Origin of the sequence: uncultured Tenacibaculum sp., assembly GCF_947495995.1 — a bacterium.
Classification (GTDB): domain Bacteria; phylum Bacteroidota; class Bacteroidia; order Flavobacteriales; family Flavobacteriaceae; genus Polaribacter.
In genome coordinates, this window is sequence record NZ_CANMAX010000001.1 from 942,445 (window position 1) to 957,132 (window position 14,688).

15 protein-coding genes are annotated in these 14,688 nt (G+C 30.1%); all 15 read right to left on the minus strand.

Translation table 11 applies throughout. The features are described 5' to 3' along the window. Nucleotides 1-85: 85 nt before the first annotated feature. The 15 genes from Q1A15_RS04275 to Q1A15_RS04345 all read right to left on the minus strand — a co-directional run bounded on the left by Q1A15_RS04275 (nucleotide 86) and on the right by Q1A15_RS04345 (nucleotide 14,684). Nucleotides 86-553: a hypothetical protein gene (locus Q1A15_RS04275; protein ID WP_299619284.1), complete on the minus strand. Its 468-nt coding sequence runs from the start codon at nucleotides 551-553 to the stop codon at nucleotides 86-88. Between the two features lie 139 nt (nucleotides 554-692). After that, nucleotides 693-1,928 (minus strand): alpha/beta hydrolase-fold protein, encoded by a 1,236-nt coding sequence (locus tag Q1A15_RS04280; RefSeq protein ID WP_299619287.1) that lies wholly within the window; start codon nucleotides 1,926-1,928, stop codon nucleotides 693-695. A 78-nt stretch (nucleotides 1,929-2,006) separates the two neighbouring features. Further along, nucleotides 2,007-3,134, minus strand: a complete 1,128-nt coding sequence (locus Q1A15_RS04285; RefSeq protein ID WP_299619290.1) for a hypothetical protein — start codon at nucleotides 3,132-3,134, stop codon at nucleotides 2,007-2,009. A 129-nt stretch (nucleotides 3,135-3,263) separates the two neighbouring features. Then, on the minus strand, nucleotides 3,264-4,238 hold the full coding sequence (locus Q1A15_RS04290) for a hypothetical protein (protein ID WP_299619293.1): 975 nt from the start codon (nucleotides 4,236-4,238) through the stop codon (nucleotides 3,264-3,266). 40 nt (nucleotides 4,239-4,278) lie between these two features. Then, nucleotides 4,279-4,866, minus strand: coding sequence for a hypothetical protein (locus tag Q1A15_RS04295; protein ID WP_299619296.1), 588 nt, complete (start codon nucleotides 4,864-4,866; stop codon nucleotides 4,279-4,281). Between the two features lie 155 nt (nucleotides 4,867-5,021). Beyond that, nucleotides 5,022-5,768 (minus strand): hypothetical protein, encoded by a 747-nt coding sequence (locus Q1A15_RS04300; RefSeq protein ID WP_299619299.1) that lies wholly within the window; start codon nucleotides 5,766-5,768, stop codon nucleotides 5,022-5,024. Nucleotides 5,769-5,987: 219 nt separating this feature from the next. Beyond that, nucleotides 5,988-7,568, minus strand: coding sequence for an RNA-directed DNA polymerase (locus Q1A15_RS04305; RefSeq protein ID WP_299619302.1), 1,581 nt, complete (start codon nucleotides 7,566-7,568; stop codon nucleotides 5,988-5,990). A 371-nt stretch (nucleotides 7,569-7,939) separates the two neighbouring features. Beyond that, nucleotides 7,940-8,656, minus strand: coding sequence for a hypothetical protein (locus Q1A15_RS04310; RefSeq protein WP_299619305.1), 717 nt, complete (start codon nucleotides 8,654-8,656; stop codon nucleotides 7,940-7,942). 83 nt (nucleotides 8,657-8,739) lie between these two features. Next, nucleotides 8,740-9,693, minus strand: coding sequence for a 2OG-Fe(II) oxygenase (locus Q1A15_RS04315; protein ID WP_299619308.1), 954 nt, complete (start codon nucleotides 9,691-9,693; stop codon nucleotides 8,740-8,742). A gap of 199 nt (nucleotides 9,694-9,892) precedes the next feature. Continuing rightward, nucleotides 9,893-10,315, minus strand: coding sequence for a hypothetical protein (locus Q1A15_RS04320; protein WP_299619311.1), 423 nt, complete (start codon nucleotides 10,313-10,315; stop codon nucleotides 9,893-9,895). 18 nt (nucleotides 10,316-10,333) lie between these two features. After that, nucleotides 10,334-10,945, minus strand: coding sequence for an outer membrane beta-barrel protein (locus Q1A15_RS04325; RefSeq protein ID WP_299619315.1), 612 nt, complete (start codon nucleotides 10,943-10,945; stop codon nucleotides 10,334-10,336). A gap of 18 nt (nucleotides 10,946-10,963) precedes the next feature. Beyond that, nucleotides 10,964-11,209 carry a hypothetical protein gene (locus Q1A15_RS04330; RefSeq protein WP_299619318.1) on the minus strand — a complete coding sequence of 82 codons (246 nt, stop codon included), beginning with the start codon at nucleotides 11,207-11,209 and terminating at the stop codon, nucleotides 10,964-10,966. 120 nt (nucleotides 11,210-11,329) lie between these two features. Then, a complete protein-coding gene (locus tag Q1A15_RS04335; protein ID WP_299619321.1) occupies nucleotides 11,330-11,848 on the minus strand; it encodes a hypothetical protein in 519 nt (172 codons plus the stop codon). An 83-nt stretch (nucleotides 11,849-11,931) separates the two neighbouring features. Then, a complete protein-coding gene (locus Q1A15_RS04340; RefSeq protein WP_299619324.1) occupies nucleotides 11,932-12,489 on the minus strand; it encodes a hypothetical protein in 558 nt (185 codons plus the stop codon). After that, complete coding sequence (locus tag Q1A15_RS04345) at nucleotides 12,489-14,684, minus strand: hypothetical protein (protein WP_299619326.1); 2,196 nt, start codon at nucleotides 14,682-14,684, stop codon at nucleotides 12,489-12,491. Before Q1A15_RS04345 ends, Q1A15_RS04340 begins: the two co-directional genes overlap by 1 nt. Nucleotides 14,685-14,688 lie beyond the last annotated feature (4 nt).

Here is a 14,688-nt window from a genome sequence, read left to right on the forward strand (position 1 = left end):
GTTTGTTTATGAAACATAGCATGTAAAAGATATTAAATTATCGGATTAATACTTAGCCAAATTTTATACATCGCGTTGTAGTCAGTTATTTGTTCAATCTTGTAATCATAATTATAATATTCCATAATGAAAAGAAATCAGACCCATTATTTGTTATAAATACTGTTTCATTTCCATCAAAGTCCATAATAGACAATTCACTTTCATTCTCCTTTTTTATTTTTTTAAGTTTCGTTTTTCTAGAATCTCTTTTAAGATGATGTTCTTTTAAGTTTTTAGAAATTACTTCTTTAATTGAGTTTAATTTTACCGAATTAAGTTTATTTCCATCAAACCCTACAATCATTTTGGTTCCAAGTGCAGTCCAGTTCTTTTTTGAATCAGTAAATAGTAAGATTACTTTTCCGCTATCTTTTTCATCAAAATGAGTCAAATATTTCATTTTAATTTCATCAATTAAGTTTTCAAATAGAAAGACACTTTTGTTCGGTAAATTATGTTTAGAAGCTCTCCACTTAATTCTATCTTCTAAAAATTCGACTGTTTTTTGCATTCTGTTAATTAGCTGTGGTCTAGTATTGAAATAGTAGTGGATTTTCACGCACTAACTTTTCGGTTAAACACAGACCTTTTCAATATTTATTCATTTTATCACTTAAACCACTATTAGTTGTATACATTGTTAGCATACGTTAAATTTGTTCTAATTTAGATTTGTAAGCCTTGATATTTTTATCTCCATTTCTTGAAGCTAGATCAATAGCTTTTATGTAATGTTTTTTTGCTTTTACTTTATCTCCTATGTTTACATAAGCATCACCTAAACCTCCTAGAATAATTGATGAATTTTGAAACTTTTCGAATCCTACAGTAAGTATTTCTATTGCTTCATTTGGTTTTTGATGTTTTAAGTAGAACTGGGCATACCTATTGAACCATATATCTCTGGTTTTTGATTTATAAAACCCTTTAAATTCATTCATAAAAAAATCAAATGATACAAAGTTGTTTTCCTTCATCGACTGTAATAGTAGGAAGTGCTTGGTATCCATATGAATTTCTTTAGATAAGTTATACTTTTTTCCTCTTTTTATATAATACTCTTTCAGTGCACTAATACCTCCAAAATCGATAAACTCTTTTAGGCTATAAAATCGTAAATATGGGTAATCCCAAAAGTATTTGTTTAACCCTTCATGAATTGTTTTAGTTGGTGTAGAGTGATGGTTTTCTTCATTGAGAATTTTATAATACCATTTCAAACCACTCGAAGCGTGTTCTTTTAAAATTTCACTAAGGCTTTCTAAAGATGGAATTGACCATGATTCTTCAGGACTTATAGAAAAGTATATAAATTCATTGACATTATCTTTTGACATCAATTTCTTCTTCAAAGTATCTAGTCGAGTTGCATTTATATGGGTTGGACTTGCAATAAAATAGGCAGAGAACATACTTTGTGATTGCGCTAATAATTCAATAGCTAATCCTCCCGCCATTTCCCAACCAAAAAATAGACGTTTCGAAGAAGTTCGATAATTTCTATCCACATAAGGAATTAACTCATTATCTAAAAAGTCAATAAACATTTTTGAATCATCAAAAAATAACTTCCTTCTTTTTCGATTATTGGTATTTATGCCTATAACTATAAAGTCAGGTGTTTTTTCTTGCCACTTCAAAGTGTTTTGATAAAGAATACCGTTCAAAAAATATCTTTGTCCGTCTAAAATGTAAAGAACAGGATAGTCTGTCTTAGTATGCTGGTAGTTTTCGGGAAGGTAGATTGAAATTTCTCTTTTCTCTTTTAAAATATCAGAATTAACAATGTGCTTCTCACCAATAAAATTGGAGTTTATTTCTTGAGCGTGAATATTGTTAAAAACAACAGTAAACAATACAATAGAAAGAGAAATTATTTTCTTCATAGTTGTTTCATGATGTGTGCTAACGTCGAGTATAACAAGCGTAGTATTCCGCAGGGAGCTATAATTTGTTATACAGTGTTAGGCACTTTTTATCTGGTTTAAAATATTCGTTACCTTTTCTTTTAATTCTAATTTGTCAATTCTGTCAATAGCAAAGTAAGCATTTCTTCCAAATCTATCCTCTAACATAGGGTTCAAATCATTTTGAAGTAAAAACTTTAACCTTTTTAGAACGTGGTCATATGGCTCATTTTTATTCAAACAATTCACAATTTCTCTTATTGAATCATAAAAGGATGAATCTTGTGCGACCTGTTCATTAATATCATATCCTTGCTTAATAAGTGTTTCCATTATATCAAATCGATCTTTTTCAAGAGCATATTTAAACGATGAATGTTGTCCTTTACCAAATTTTGGAAGTAAGTACTGTGTGAAATTTTCCTTTTCATGAAAAATTGATAATGGTAGAAGTCTTTTCATTACGTTTTCACTATTATCAATTGTTCCATTTTCTAATTCAGAGATGAGCTTTTCATATTGTCCATCATGATATAAACCAATGGGGTAAAATTCATTTTGCTCTTTCTGATAAGGCTTTAATTTACCATACTTTGGGTTGGGTTTTACTAAAAAAAGTTCTCTTTTGTTATATTCTTTTATTGATTTTTCGTGATAAGCTTGGTAATCAATTCCTTTATGTTCACATACTTTTATATCATCCCAGTCTTCTTGAAAATCAATGATTTTATCTTTATAAAAAGTTATTACAATTCCATGTTCATAATCAAGACAACTACTACAATCAAACATATAATAGGCATAAGAATCTTTATCAATGGTTTTTATTTTAATTGAATTAATACCATATAGTTTATTCAAGTCTTCGACTTTATTTAATTGAGGATAACATTCAGGGTATTCACTTTCCCACATAAATTCTTTATAAGTAGGGTAAATTGTTTTTTTACTGAATGTCAATAACTCGTTAAGAATAGATTTTTGATTTTTAGAATCAAGTAAATAGTTAACTGTATTTAATTGGCTTTCTTCAGGGTCAGGACTTTTATTTCTTTCGTCAAAAAACTCTAAACGAATAATTGAATTGTCTTTATTTGAATCTTGATATTTATATTCTGGATTATCAAAGAATTCAAATTCATTTAGTTTTATCTCTGTTTTCCAGTCACCTTTAAATTCAAACATTGTCTTTTATTTGGGTTGAAATTGCGCCTAACGGTTTGGCTATAGTTATTAAGGGAATTAAAAAGCGATTAATTCCCTATTAAACACTAAAACCGTATTAATTATAGCCATTGTTGTAGTTAGTGTTTTTTATTTAGGTATATATTTATTTCTTTTTTCGTCAATCAAATATTTAGATTTGCCATTTGAAACAATAAAATAAATATTAGCCTTTTTTCGATTTGAAAAATCTGTTTTAATGTCGTTTTCTGAAGTATAAATTATATCAATTATTTTAAGTTTCTTTTTAGGTTTTATAAGCCATTTCATGGTCACTAGATCTAGAACCCCAGATTTAGAAATAGAATCCATATAAACATCTCCATTGTGCTGTATACTGAAATTAAAACTTTCATTGTGGTATTGTGGTAACGTTAGTAATTTACCATAAAGCATCCTGCTTCCTGATAAAGTCACAAAAGCTTTTTTTCCATTGAAGTCTTCTATATAAATCAGACTATCCCCTTGATATTTATATTTGGTGTATGTAATTGATTTATATATAAACCCTTTTTTAATTTCTCCTTTTGTGTTAATTATTACGTCCTGCTTTTCACCTCTAACAATTGTATAATATTCTTTCTCAAATAAGAAAGGCTTTGATATATTCCAATAATGATGATTGCTTCTGAAATATGCTTTTGAATAAGCAATCAAGTTACCGTTATCATTTACTTTAAAACCTCTGTATCCATTTATTGAATCTAAAACCTGAATATCTTCTTCTGAATGAAACTCTTCACTGTCATCATATCTCAAATCAGTTACTTTAAGTTCATAATTTTTATTAATTTTAACATCGCATTTTCCATAAGAAAAGGAAATGTCTGGGTTAAAGGTTGATGGGTACTTCATTAAAGCTTTGGTTAACTTTTTTTTAGTTTTTTGATGCATTAATCCCCATTTTTCATTATCAATATCATAATATGGAATTAAATCTGTTGGTTTGTAAGTTTTTATCTTACTCAAAAAGTCCTTTTGTAAAGTTGATTTACATTTCTCGACTTGAGAGAATATATTGTTTATAAAGAAAACTAAAAGAATAATTAATCCTGCTTTTTTCATTTATTTGTTATTTATAATATATCTAACGGTGAATTATTATTTATTTCCAAAATTCCCACCACTTTTTTTGCTGAACTTTATTTTCACTTATCATTTTTAGAAGTGGACTTTCAATTTTGCCATTATTCATTAATTCTTGCATTTTCAAGTAAGGTCTAGTAATGTCAAAATATATTTTTTTACCTGATTGACACTGAATCAAATCGAATATTTTGTTTTCATTTTTAACAAGACTTTGACTTTTAAATTCTTCTTGAAAATATCTCAACATATCTTTCTCATCAGAGATTCTTGTCACAATGTAGGGCATTTCTTTTGTTCCATTTCCTGTTAAGCTAATTCCCTCCATTATTTTTTGAGCAAAAATTAATTCAGCTTGAGCACCTTTTTGATTATTCATTTTGTCTAAAGCGAAATTCTTATATAAATGTGCTCTTGGTGATAAAATTAAATTTATACTATTATATTCTATGGCTTTTGATAGTTCATTTTTATCTAAAAACTCTTCAATTATATTAAGGTCATCAGAGTAAGGATCATAATTTGAATGGTCAAATACTTCTTTTTGTGAAGAAGTAAAATTTACACACGTAGTGTCCATTATGAAATCGAAAAAATTATCTGTCATTCATTATTGTTTTTGGTGATGGCTAACGGTCTCGGTTATGAGTAATAGCGTGTGTTAGTACTTAACTTTGAAAGTACACAACAAGCTGAAAATCCTTACGGGTTTTCAGAAGTAAGCGAGAACAAGCAATTACTTATAGCCAATGTTGGCGGTAGTTATTCTTTTGGTTCAGAGAAATGATTTCCTTCTCCTAACCATTCTCTCTTTAATCCAGTTAGTTTTATAAATTCCTTTTGCTCGTTTTCAGTTGCATAGTCAATTACAAATTGTTGTCCTCCGTCATCATAATAAGTGTATTTTCCATTGGTTTTCAATTCAGATGGTAAATACGAAAATCTTTGAAAAAAAGAATCTGAAATGTAGCCAACTTTCTCTAATTTCCATTTTTTGTCAATTCCATTTACTTTAAAAACTATCCATTCGTAATTATCATTGTCTATTTGAATTGATATGTTAGAGTAATTAATTTCTCCGCTAGTAATTGCTCCCATTCGTTCCATAAACCAAATATATTGGTCGCTTGGGTCTATAAATTCAAGGTCAAACCAAATACATTCATCACTAAAGTTAAATCCAGAAATCTCCGGACTTCTCCAACCAAAATAATAGTATAATCTTGAAAATGGATTTTGTTCTATTTCTTGTAACCTTTCTTTTCTAATTTCGTCCCAAGCCGATTTTGCGTAGCCATCAGTTAATATTAAGTCTTTTGTTACTCCATCTGCAAACTCATAGCCTAATGATTTGAAAACTTTAATTTGTTTCTCGTAACTAATAGATTCAACTTCTTCTTTTATTTCTATTCCTTTTTCAGTCTTTACTATAGAGTCATTTTCTTTTGACTTACAACCGAAGAATCCTAATATTCCCATAAAAGTCAATATTGCTAATTTCTTATTCATTTGTCATTCTAATTACTGCTAACGTTCAGTATAAGAAACGTAGGGCAGTTGATAAGCGATACGTTTCGGTTTGGTACTTAGCCAAATATAATATTTTGCTTTTATCTTTTTTATTGAAAATGCCAAATTTTATATTTGGCGACTTCATAGAAAAACACAGAACTTTCGGAAAACCTAAATAGCCCTATGTTTTTTATACATTGTTGTGCTACGTTGCTGTTAAAATGGTAAGTCTGTGGGTTCATTTACATCTATTTCTTCAACAAAAGGTTGTTCATTAATAGGAAATTCGCTTTTTAAAAACTGTACATTTCCTTCACTCATTTTACTATACAATTCTTTACATTCAATACTATTGAATTGAGGTTTTGTAGGAGCGTCAAAAAATAAAGTGTAAATATATAACCACCATTCGTCTTCAATTTTTTCTTCTATAATTTGTTCAATCAATGAAAAATATTTGTCAAGATTAAGTTCATTTGTTTTGGAGTATGAATAACAAAGCAATACGGGTAGACAATCTCTCTCTTCAATCAAATAGTCTGAATATTCTTCAAAATTTTCAATCTCAAAATTGTATTTTATAGCCAATTGTATACCCCACAATGATACATCAGACCTAGAGTATTCTTTATGTTCTTTTAGTATTGAATTTATTTCTTTTTTTATTAATAAAGTTAAATCATCATCAAGAGAGTTTTTACTTAAAATTTCATCAAAAACATCAATGAAATATGGAAATATAAAGCAAACTCTGGATAAATACATTATTAAATATATTAGAGTATCTTTTGATGTATATGTTTTTTTAGATAAAATTCTAGTTGCATATTTTATTGCTGAATCATTAGGGTTTTCATTAGTTAAACTTATTGCTAAATCAATAAATTCAGAAATATTAATAAGATGACTATTATCTAAGTTCTCTGATGATAAAAAAGTGTTTGAATAAGTTTTTAGTTTTCTAATCCATTCTTCCTCAATAGGTTTTGGTAGTTCAACTATTTTAGTTTTTTTCTGATTAAGCCTTAGATTAAATTTTTCTAATTCTTTACTTAGTTTTTTAATAAATGTATCGGCTTCTTCTTTTGATTTACAATAGCATTTATAATCATCTATAAATCTGAAATATTTATAATTAAGTAATTCTTTATCTATTTGAGACAAAACAAGTTCAGAAATTATGCTAGAAGTGTCTGGACCAATTGGTATACCAACAGTTTCATTTCTCTGAGTACTCCTAATAGCAAAATCTAATTTATTATACCAAAGGTCTCTATTTCTAGAATTGGCTTTGGCTTCTATTTTGCCAACTAATGCCCACGGAATAGAATGAGAATAAATACTTGGATAACAATTTGCAATATCTGCGTGGACTAAATACTTTGCTTGAAAAGATTTATCTAAGCTTAAAAACTTTTGGTCTTTATTTCTTTCATAGGACAGCATTGAAACAAGACGGTTGTTTAAATTATTAGGTTTTGGAATAACCATACTTCTTTCATAATAATCATCAACTTCTCCAATTTTCTCAAATATTGAACTCCAATTATTTTTAATTTCTAATGCTAATCTGTTATAAGCGATTGGATGAGGAATACTTAAAATTCTTGGAGCGTTATTATTTCTTGTTAGACGAAAAACAATATTTGAACAAACTCTATTTTGTAAAACAGTAATTCCATTATCTCTTACCCATTTCCCATAAAGTTCACTTGAAAAAATTTTATCAATCTTTTCAGGAAATAAGCCAAAATCTAATAACTTTTGATAAATAACATTTTCGTCAATTTCTTCCATAGTTTTTTAATGTAGCACAACTCTGTATTTCCCAACCAACGGTAAACATATTTCACTATTCAGTTGTATATACGTAATTCGTGTTCTTTAAATTAAATTTTTAGAAAAGTTAAGGGAATAGGAGGATTGGTCTATTTCTTTAGCTTTTTCTTTCTAAATGTAGCTAATTAAAAAGAGGCAAGCAAAAAAAATTGTATAAACCCAGTTCGTTTGGTAAACTTAGGAACAAGTTTAGTTTCTCCTGTTCCTGTAGCTCCGAAGATCATTATTCTTATATCAAAAACGAATATAAAAGAAAAGTGCAAAACACTAGGTTTTGCACTTGATATGTTTAGATGTTATGGTAAAATAACACTTTCACTTTTATGAGTTTACTGAAAACACTCGATATAGAAAACTAAATTATCAGCATCGGCAGTAGAAACATGCGAAGATGTAAATCCGCCTTGATTATTAAATTGAACTGGAGTTAATTCGAAAGTTTCCCATTCTGTTACAATTCTAACACGTTGATAAAAAGCAAAACCTTCATCAATTCCTCCGTTAATTGGTTCAAAAATTACAGTGTATTCAAAACTTCCATTGCCCAAGTCTTCTTTACACCAACGTTTACGAACTCCTGGTAACGAACTTCCTCCGCTACTTGTTGCAGATAAACAAGCTCCGGTTTCTTCTACCCAAGGGCTACAATTGTCTGAATCGTTATCATCTGAATCAGAATTTACACGTGCAGTACTTTCAGCAGATTTCCAACTTACGCTAGCACCATCGGTAACTTCAGTATCTGTAAGAACTCTTTTAAAACCATCTTTTGTAAATCCTGAAAATTGTAAAATTCCACCGCGATCAACCGTTACATCTACACTTTTGGTTTCACCAGATCTAATTCCTGTTAGTAAAGCCAATTCAGATCCACCGATGTCATTTCCATCTTTATCATAAACGAGAACAGCAGAAGTAGATTCTGAGTCTGCTGCACTACTCGGACTAAATGTATAAGTGAATTTAAAAGTTACTGATCCGTCGTCGTCTTTCGTACAAGCCGTAAGGGTTAAACAGATTAAAATAAAGTAAAATAGATTTCTCATATTATTAAGTTTGAATCGTAAAACTATTGCAGTTGCGTTTGCGAGTCAATACTTATAAATGGGTATTTTTGAATTTTACTTTTTTAAAATGGAGCAAAAGTATCTTTTGGTCCGTCTGGTATACTCCAACGTTGTTTTGCAGTAATGTTTTCTGGTGTAGTATTAGTTAATGCTGAATTCCCAAAATTACCATAACTACTTGCATTTCCTCTAGGAATTTGCATACGATCTCCATATAACCATACAACCAAATTATTACGTTGTCCGCTAGTGATTGGATGTGTAGCATGCGGAACACTTCCACGATGAATTATGGCTTTACCGGGCTCGAAAACAGTACGCACAACTTTTCCTGTGGTTTTATCATGAAAATCTACTTGCGAACCTGTAAATTTTTCCTCTGGTAAATTGATATTGATATTCAATGTTGCAGCTGAAGCATCGGTATGCGGATGTAAATCTTTATCCTTATCAGGATTGTATTGAATAGAAAAACCAAACGTTTGGTTGTCGTAACCATAAGTCCCCAATAATAAACGAGCAACCGGACGCATATAACGATCCATAATATCATTATAAAATGCTTGGAAATTAGGAGCAGCAAGATGACCTTCTGAACGCTGATCAAGCATAATTCCATAACGATTTAATTGAATCCCGTATGGAGGACGGGCTGGAATTTGTGAATTCATAACTCCTTCTAAATAATTACGAAATTCTGCTAAACGCTCAACATCAAAAAACTGAGCGGTATAAACTCCTGGAATAATTTCTTCCCATAAATCGGCAACTGCATTTTCCTTTCCTGGGTTTTCCCAAGCATCATTAATTGCTTTTCTCAATTTAGGATCGAGTAATGTTTCATCAGGAATTAGTAAATCGTCTTTGTTTTCAATTTCCCATTCAGCCCATGCATCTTCAAGTAATTTTCTATTCGTGTTCCAAAATTCTGAAACAGATGCTTCACGTTGTAGCATAGCTTTACGAGAAGGTAAGGTGAGCGCACGAGCTTGTGCGAGTGCATTTTTATTTATCATTTTTTCTTACTATTAAATTTGTTTTTAGGATATTTTGAAATATCCAAAGACTTACTGTGTTCTATTTTAAATTGTTGAGGTAAGTCTTAGCTTTTAATTACGATGTAAAGTTAAGGCGAGAATCTGCCCGAAGTTTGGTAAGAAAAAAGTAAATTTTAGTAAAAAACAAAGATTTTGTTTGTTTTGGGAAGTGTGTTTCTTATTGAATGCCAATCAATGTTTTAATTCCGTTAATCATAATCATTGAAGCTTTTCCTGTTTCTATAAAGTATTCTAAATCAGAACCATTTTCTAGAGTTAAGGAACCAAAAACAAAATCATCTTTCATTGACTTAAACATTCCAGATCCTTTGTCTTTTGAATTTGTAAGTTCACCTGTAGCTACAATATTATTTTTATTTGTGATTAGTCGTTGGGTTGTTAAAACACTATAATTGTTTGCATTTACTACTGTTGAACAAATAATTAATTCATTTTCCCTTAAGTTAATATCTATGTCATTATAAGGAAACTCTTCATTTGATTCGTAAAACTTAGTAAACTTATAATCGTAGGGTTTAATGGTGCTTCGTTTGATAGCAGCAATGCAAATATTATGTTTTGATTTGTCTGTCTTTTTCATTTTTCTAACTTTTTATTCTTACAATTTAAATACGGCACCAATATTTAAACTTATGAAGAAGTTTTTTCCTTGTCTTTCTTCAGTAGAACTTGTCAGTCCGATTAGATTATAGTTTTCGATTAGTAATGAAAATCTAGGAGAGATCTCAAATTTATAACCAAGACCACCGCCTAATCCAAACTGAGTTGAGTTTGCAATGTCATTAATGTCAACAAAACCAACTCCGTTGTTAAAATCTCCTTCAGCATTAGTTAAAAAACTAATAGCAAATCCATAATTTATATACCAATTTCGTTCTGAACCAAAATGATAACTTATACCCACAGGAACAGTGATATAATTTGTTCTTTCAGAATATTCATCGGGAATCAAAGGAAAGTCAACGTTATTTGCTCCCATTTTTTGATATAAAGCTCCAGTTCGTAAACTCCAACGATTATTAAAGAAATAAGATCCGTAAACTCCTAATTGAACTCCAGTTACTGATGAAGCATCGAATAAAACTCCGTCTAATTGATAAGCGCCACTATAACCAATTATTGGGGTTAACTCGATATCTCCTTTTTCTCTTGTTTGACCTCTACATAGTAAACTACTTATTAATAATGCAGCACAGACTAAATATTTCATATTTATTTTTTTAGTGTATTAATTGTTGTTTTTATCTCCAATGAAAGTAATAGCAAAACCAAGGAAACAGAATCCGCTGATTAAAGAAAACCCTAGCGGTGCAAATGTTAATCCACTGGCAACGGTATGTTTGTTAGCGACATGGCTATTTGGATTAACTCGAATAAAATCTGCAATTTCTTCTTGACTAAATCCTATAGCAATACCAGCAGCAATAATTCCTAAAATTAGAAGTATTAATCGGGCGTGTTTTATGTTTGTCATCATATGATTTTAAGTAGCAATTAGAAATAAAATCTAAGAAGATAGTAGGAGTCTATTTCATTAGCTTTTTCTGTGATAAAATTAGCTAATTAAATAATTACAAACAAAAAGATAATGCTGTTATTCTTTGATTTCAATTAAAGGATCTTTATCTAGTAATTTTATATCATCTGGTATTGGTGCATAGCTTCCTTCAATAGATTCTAAACACTCTTTACCTGTAGTTTTATCAATGTAATATTGACCAAAAGCTACTTCATTATCTAAATAAATAGCAAAGATATTTGGTCCTTCTACAATTTTAGTGTCAAATCCAGAGTGAGGTAAATTGAAAGCTTTTACCACAAAATCAATTTTCTTTTGATCTTCAGTGTTTGGATGATACAATTTTTCAACACCAAAAAAATCAAAAGGAGCAACACTTTTAGAAGTTAGATTTACTTCAAAGTCATATGTTAAGTCCTGTTCTTTTTTTCCAAGAGGAATAAACTTGATGATTCGTTTATAATAAACAACTGTTTTTTGAGAGTTTTTCCATGCAGAAATTTCATACAATGAAGCATTGAAACGAAAGTTTGGATATTTAGTAGCCAAAATTGTATTCGCTTGAATGATAAGTTGATCTTTATTCAAAGTCATTTTATTTTTTTGAGCAAAGTTTGAGAGACTAAAAATAAAAATTAAAGGAACAAACAGTCGTTTCATCATGTTTCATGGTGTTTTTACATTAAGGAATTAAATTCTTCAGTAGGAATCATTCGTATTGCAACCATTCCTTTTTCAATTAGAAAATCTCTTAATTTTTGATTTATAATGATCAAATTAGGTTGTTCTTTCAACCTGAATATAGCTAGGTTATCTGTTTTTGTTGCATCAATTTTAAACTGTTCTACAAAGGTAGGTCTATCCCATGGTTTTGCACTCCAATCATACCCCTCAACACAAGCTTTTAATCCAATAATATTTGTTAAATGATAGCCGTATTCTATTTCATTCGTTGCTGGATCTAACATTTTTGTGGGTTGATACTGATAATTTTCTACCCCAAATTCATCAAACGCATCTAATAGTTCATTCCTGAATAATGGAAGAATTCCTCCCATTATATCTCCTCTGAAATCTCCACTACCTAAAGACAATTCTAGTTGAATTTCTTTTTTACTGTAATTAGGTTGTTTCTCTCCAGTCATGGTATTCATTATCTCAATTCCTTTAGGGACAGACATAACCGTAGCCAATCCCTTAACCCTTAAATCGGCGAATAGTACGTAATAGTTCATTAAGAATAATATTTAGCGGTAAATAAAACATTAATTAAGTCATTATTTTCTAAAGTCTCAGCATATTTTTTTACAAAGACATCCATAATAGTTTGTTCCTCTTCATTAGGATATTTTAAACGAGCATAATCTCCATCTCTTTCAAGAATGTTTATGAATGCCGTAATATCTTCTGTATCTGTATTTACAAGTACTTCTTTACATTGATTCATAACTTCTTCATTAAGAATATCCGTAGTGTTTCTGATGATAGTATTAAACATTAAAACGAAATTTCTTCCTCCAATGTTTCTAGAATTAAACGTATCTAAACCAATAGCAAGTAAATCTGGAAGTATTGTTTGGGTTCCTCTTTGAGCAATAGTTTTAGTTATGTGTACGTAAGCTTCATTTTCTTTGTTTGTTTTTAGAAGCGCTATTAAATCAGTATCCATTCCTTTTATATTGAAGTATGGGAGAGCTCTAGTTGCCCAACGCGGGCTTTTTTGGGCTCTAGCCATAACGATATCAAAATTGCTTCTTTTTTCTAGTTCTAAATGTGCAATTCCTCCTATATCATTCAATGCTTGTGCAGCAGCAGAAACGCACTGCGGATACCCACTTTTAAACTGATTGATAATTTTAGGAATAGCCTTTTCTGCTTTTTGTGTTCCTAAACCTTTTAAAGCTTCTCTTGCTACAAGTTCTCTTTCGTAATCTAAAAAGTTTAAAAGTATATCTGTAATACGTTCGTCTTTAAACCAACGCAAAGCAACAATAATATCATGAAGTTCGTAGGCATCTATATCTTCAATTTGAGTACTTGCAATCAAATAATCGACTGCTTCAGAAGCTTCTTCTGCTACGATCTCATGTTCATAAAAAAGTTGACCAACAGTTTTTAAAAGTTGATACGATTTATCTTGTAAACAAGGAGATAACAAAGCAATTTCTTCTTTGCTTCCTATTTTGGCTAAAACTTCCGAAATAGCCTGTAATCTTAATTCAGGAGACAGTATATTTAGGTTAGCAAGATTAGCTATTTCAGGTAGTCGAGGTTTTACTAAATGAATAAAATCGTGGTGTCTTGCTAATCCAGCTGCTCCGTTAATAATGTGATATGGATGATCTTGTTTAAATTTGAATTGTAATTTATCTCTAAAACCCTCAATACCTTCTGGATATTTTAATGGAGGAGGAGCTATGCTTAAAACAAGTCGTTGTTTTTTATCACTGATGTTTTCATCTTGATATTGATTGTCATGCATGAGAGTGTCAATACTATTGATTAGAGCATCGTGAGCCTCATGATTTTCAGGTAAATCTTGTAGTGCAATGGCACAAAGTTCTTCATAATCTTCTAAAGCATCTTTTCCGTGAGAATTCAATGCCCATACTATAACATCCGTAATTATTTCTACAGGAAGCTCAGCAATTAAGGTTAAAAAATTTCTGTCTAAACGACTAAGATGTTTCGCATCTATGTAGCTATACTTATTTTTCCATGCTTCAATAAAAAAGTTATTGTAGTTGGCAGGAATTCTATTCTTTATGGCGTGACATAATGGTACAAGTCCAGTAAAATCTTCAGCGTCTAGGTTTTGAGAGACTATTTTAAATACATGAAATAAAGCTTCTTCGCTTATTTTATCCCATTTGGATGCTAATAAATAAGGAAGGGTTGTCTCATCATCACCGTAATAATCTTCCCATTCAATTATTGATACAGGAATTTCACGTTCTATTTTTAGTAATAGATTGGAAATAGCTTCGTAATCTTCTCCAGATAATGTAGCAATGATAAGATCTTCTTTCTCGTTATTAGCATTTACAATAGCTAAAAAATCATCATCTTTTCTATATCCATGAAAATCTCTATCATCTTTTGCCATTTGATGATAATCTGTATACTCTTCTAAAACGATGGCTTGATTCAAATGATGTAACATTTTTTCCTTGTCTTCTTGCTGTGCATAAAAACAAGCAAGATTATAATGTGCGCTGGCAAACTCCGGATAAAACTCTAGCGATTTGTGCATACTAGCTATAGCTTCTTCTTTTTTATCAGTATACCAAAGACATAAGCTCAATCTTTTATGTGCAAAGAAACTTTTTGGGTCTTTAGCTAATGCTTGCTCTGCAAAATCTAATGCTTTTTCCCATTGTTTTCTTAGGGAATAAAATAAAGATCTATCTATTAATTCGCTTGTATTCATGGTT

What these genes read in the sequence shown, in the direction of transcription:
- Q1A15_RS04325 (WP_299619315.1), bottom strand. Translation starts at nt 10,945, where the DNA reads ATGAAATATTTAGTCTGTGCTGCATTATTAATAAGTAGTTTACTATGT.
- Q1A15_RS04335 (WP_299619321.1), bottom strand. Translation starts at nt 11,848, where the DNA reads ATGACTTTGAATAAAGATCAACTTATCATTCAAGCGAATACAATTTTG.
- Q1A15_RS04280 (WP_299619287.1), bottom strand. Translation starts at nt 1,928, where the DNA reads ATGAAGAAAATAATTTCTCTTTCTATTGTATTGTTTACTGTTGTTTTT.
- Q1A15_RS04285 (WP_299619290.1), bottom strand. Translation starts at nt 3,134, where the DNA reads ATGTTTGAATTTAAAGGTGACTGGAAAACAGAGATAAAACTAAATGAA.
- Q1A15_RS04315 (WP_299619308.1), bottom strand. Translation starts at nt 9,693, where the DNA reads ATGATAAATAAAAATGCACTCGCACAAGCTCGTGCGCTCACCTTACCT.
- Q1A15_RS04275 (WP_299619284.1), bottom strand. Translation starts at nt 553, where the DNA reads ATGCAAAAAACAGTCGAATTTTTAGAAGATAGAATTAAGTGGAGAGCT.
- Q1A15_RS04320 (WP_299619311.1), bottom strand. Translation starts at nt 10,315, where the DNA reads ATGAAAAAGACAGACAAATCAAAACATAATATTTGCATTGCTGCTATC.
- Q1A15_RS04305 (WP_299619302.1), bottom strand. Translation starts at nt 7,568, where the DNA reads ATGGAAGAAATTGACGAAAATGTTATTTATCAAAAGTTATTAGATTTT.
- Q1A15_RS04295 (WP_299619296.1), bottom strand. Translation starts at nt 4,866, where the DNA reads ATGACAGATAATTTTTTCGATTTCATAATGGACACTACGTGTGTAAAT.
- Q1A15_RS04290 (WP_299619293.1), bottom strand. Translation starts at nt 4,238, where the DNA reads ATGAAAAAAGCAGGATTAATTATTCTTTTAGTTTTCTTTATAAACAAT.
- Q1A15_RS04310 (WP_299619305.1), bottom strand. Translation starts at nt 8,656, where the DNA reads ATGAGAAATCTATTTTACTTTATTTTAATCTGTTTAACCCTTACGGCT.
- Q1A15_RS04300 (WP_299619299.1), bottom strand. Translation starts at nt 5,768, where the DNA reads ATGAATAAGAAATTAGCAATATTGACTTTTATGGGAATATTAGGATTC.
- Q1A15_RS04345 (WP_299619326.1), bottom strand. Translation starts at nt 14,684, where the DNA reads ATGAATACAAGCGAATTAATAGATAGATCTTTATTTTATTCCCTAAGA.
- Q1A15_RS04340 (WP_299619324.1), bottom strand. Translation starts at nt 12,489, where the DNA reads ATGAACTATTACGTACTATTCGCCGATTTAAGGGTTAAGGGATTGGCT.
- Q1A15_RS04330 (WP_299619318.1), bottom strand. Translation starts at nt 11,209, where the DNA reads ATGACAAACATAAAACACGCCCGATTAATACTTCTAATTTTAGGAATT.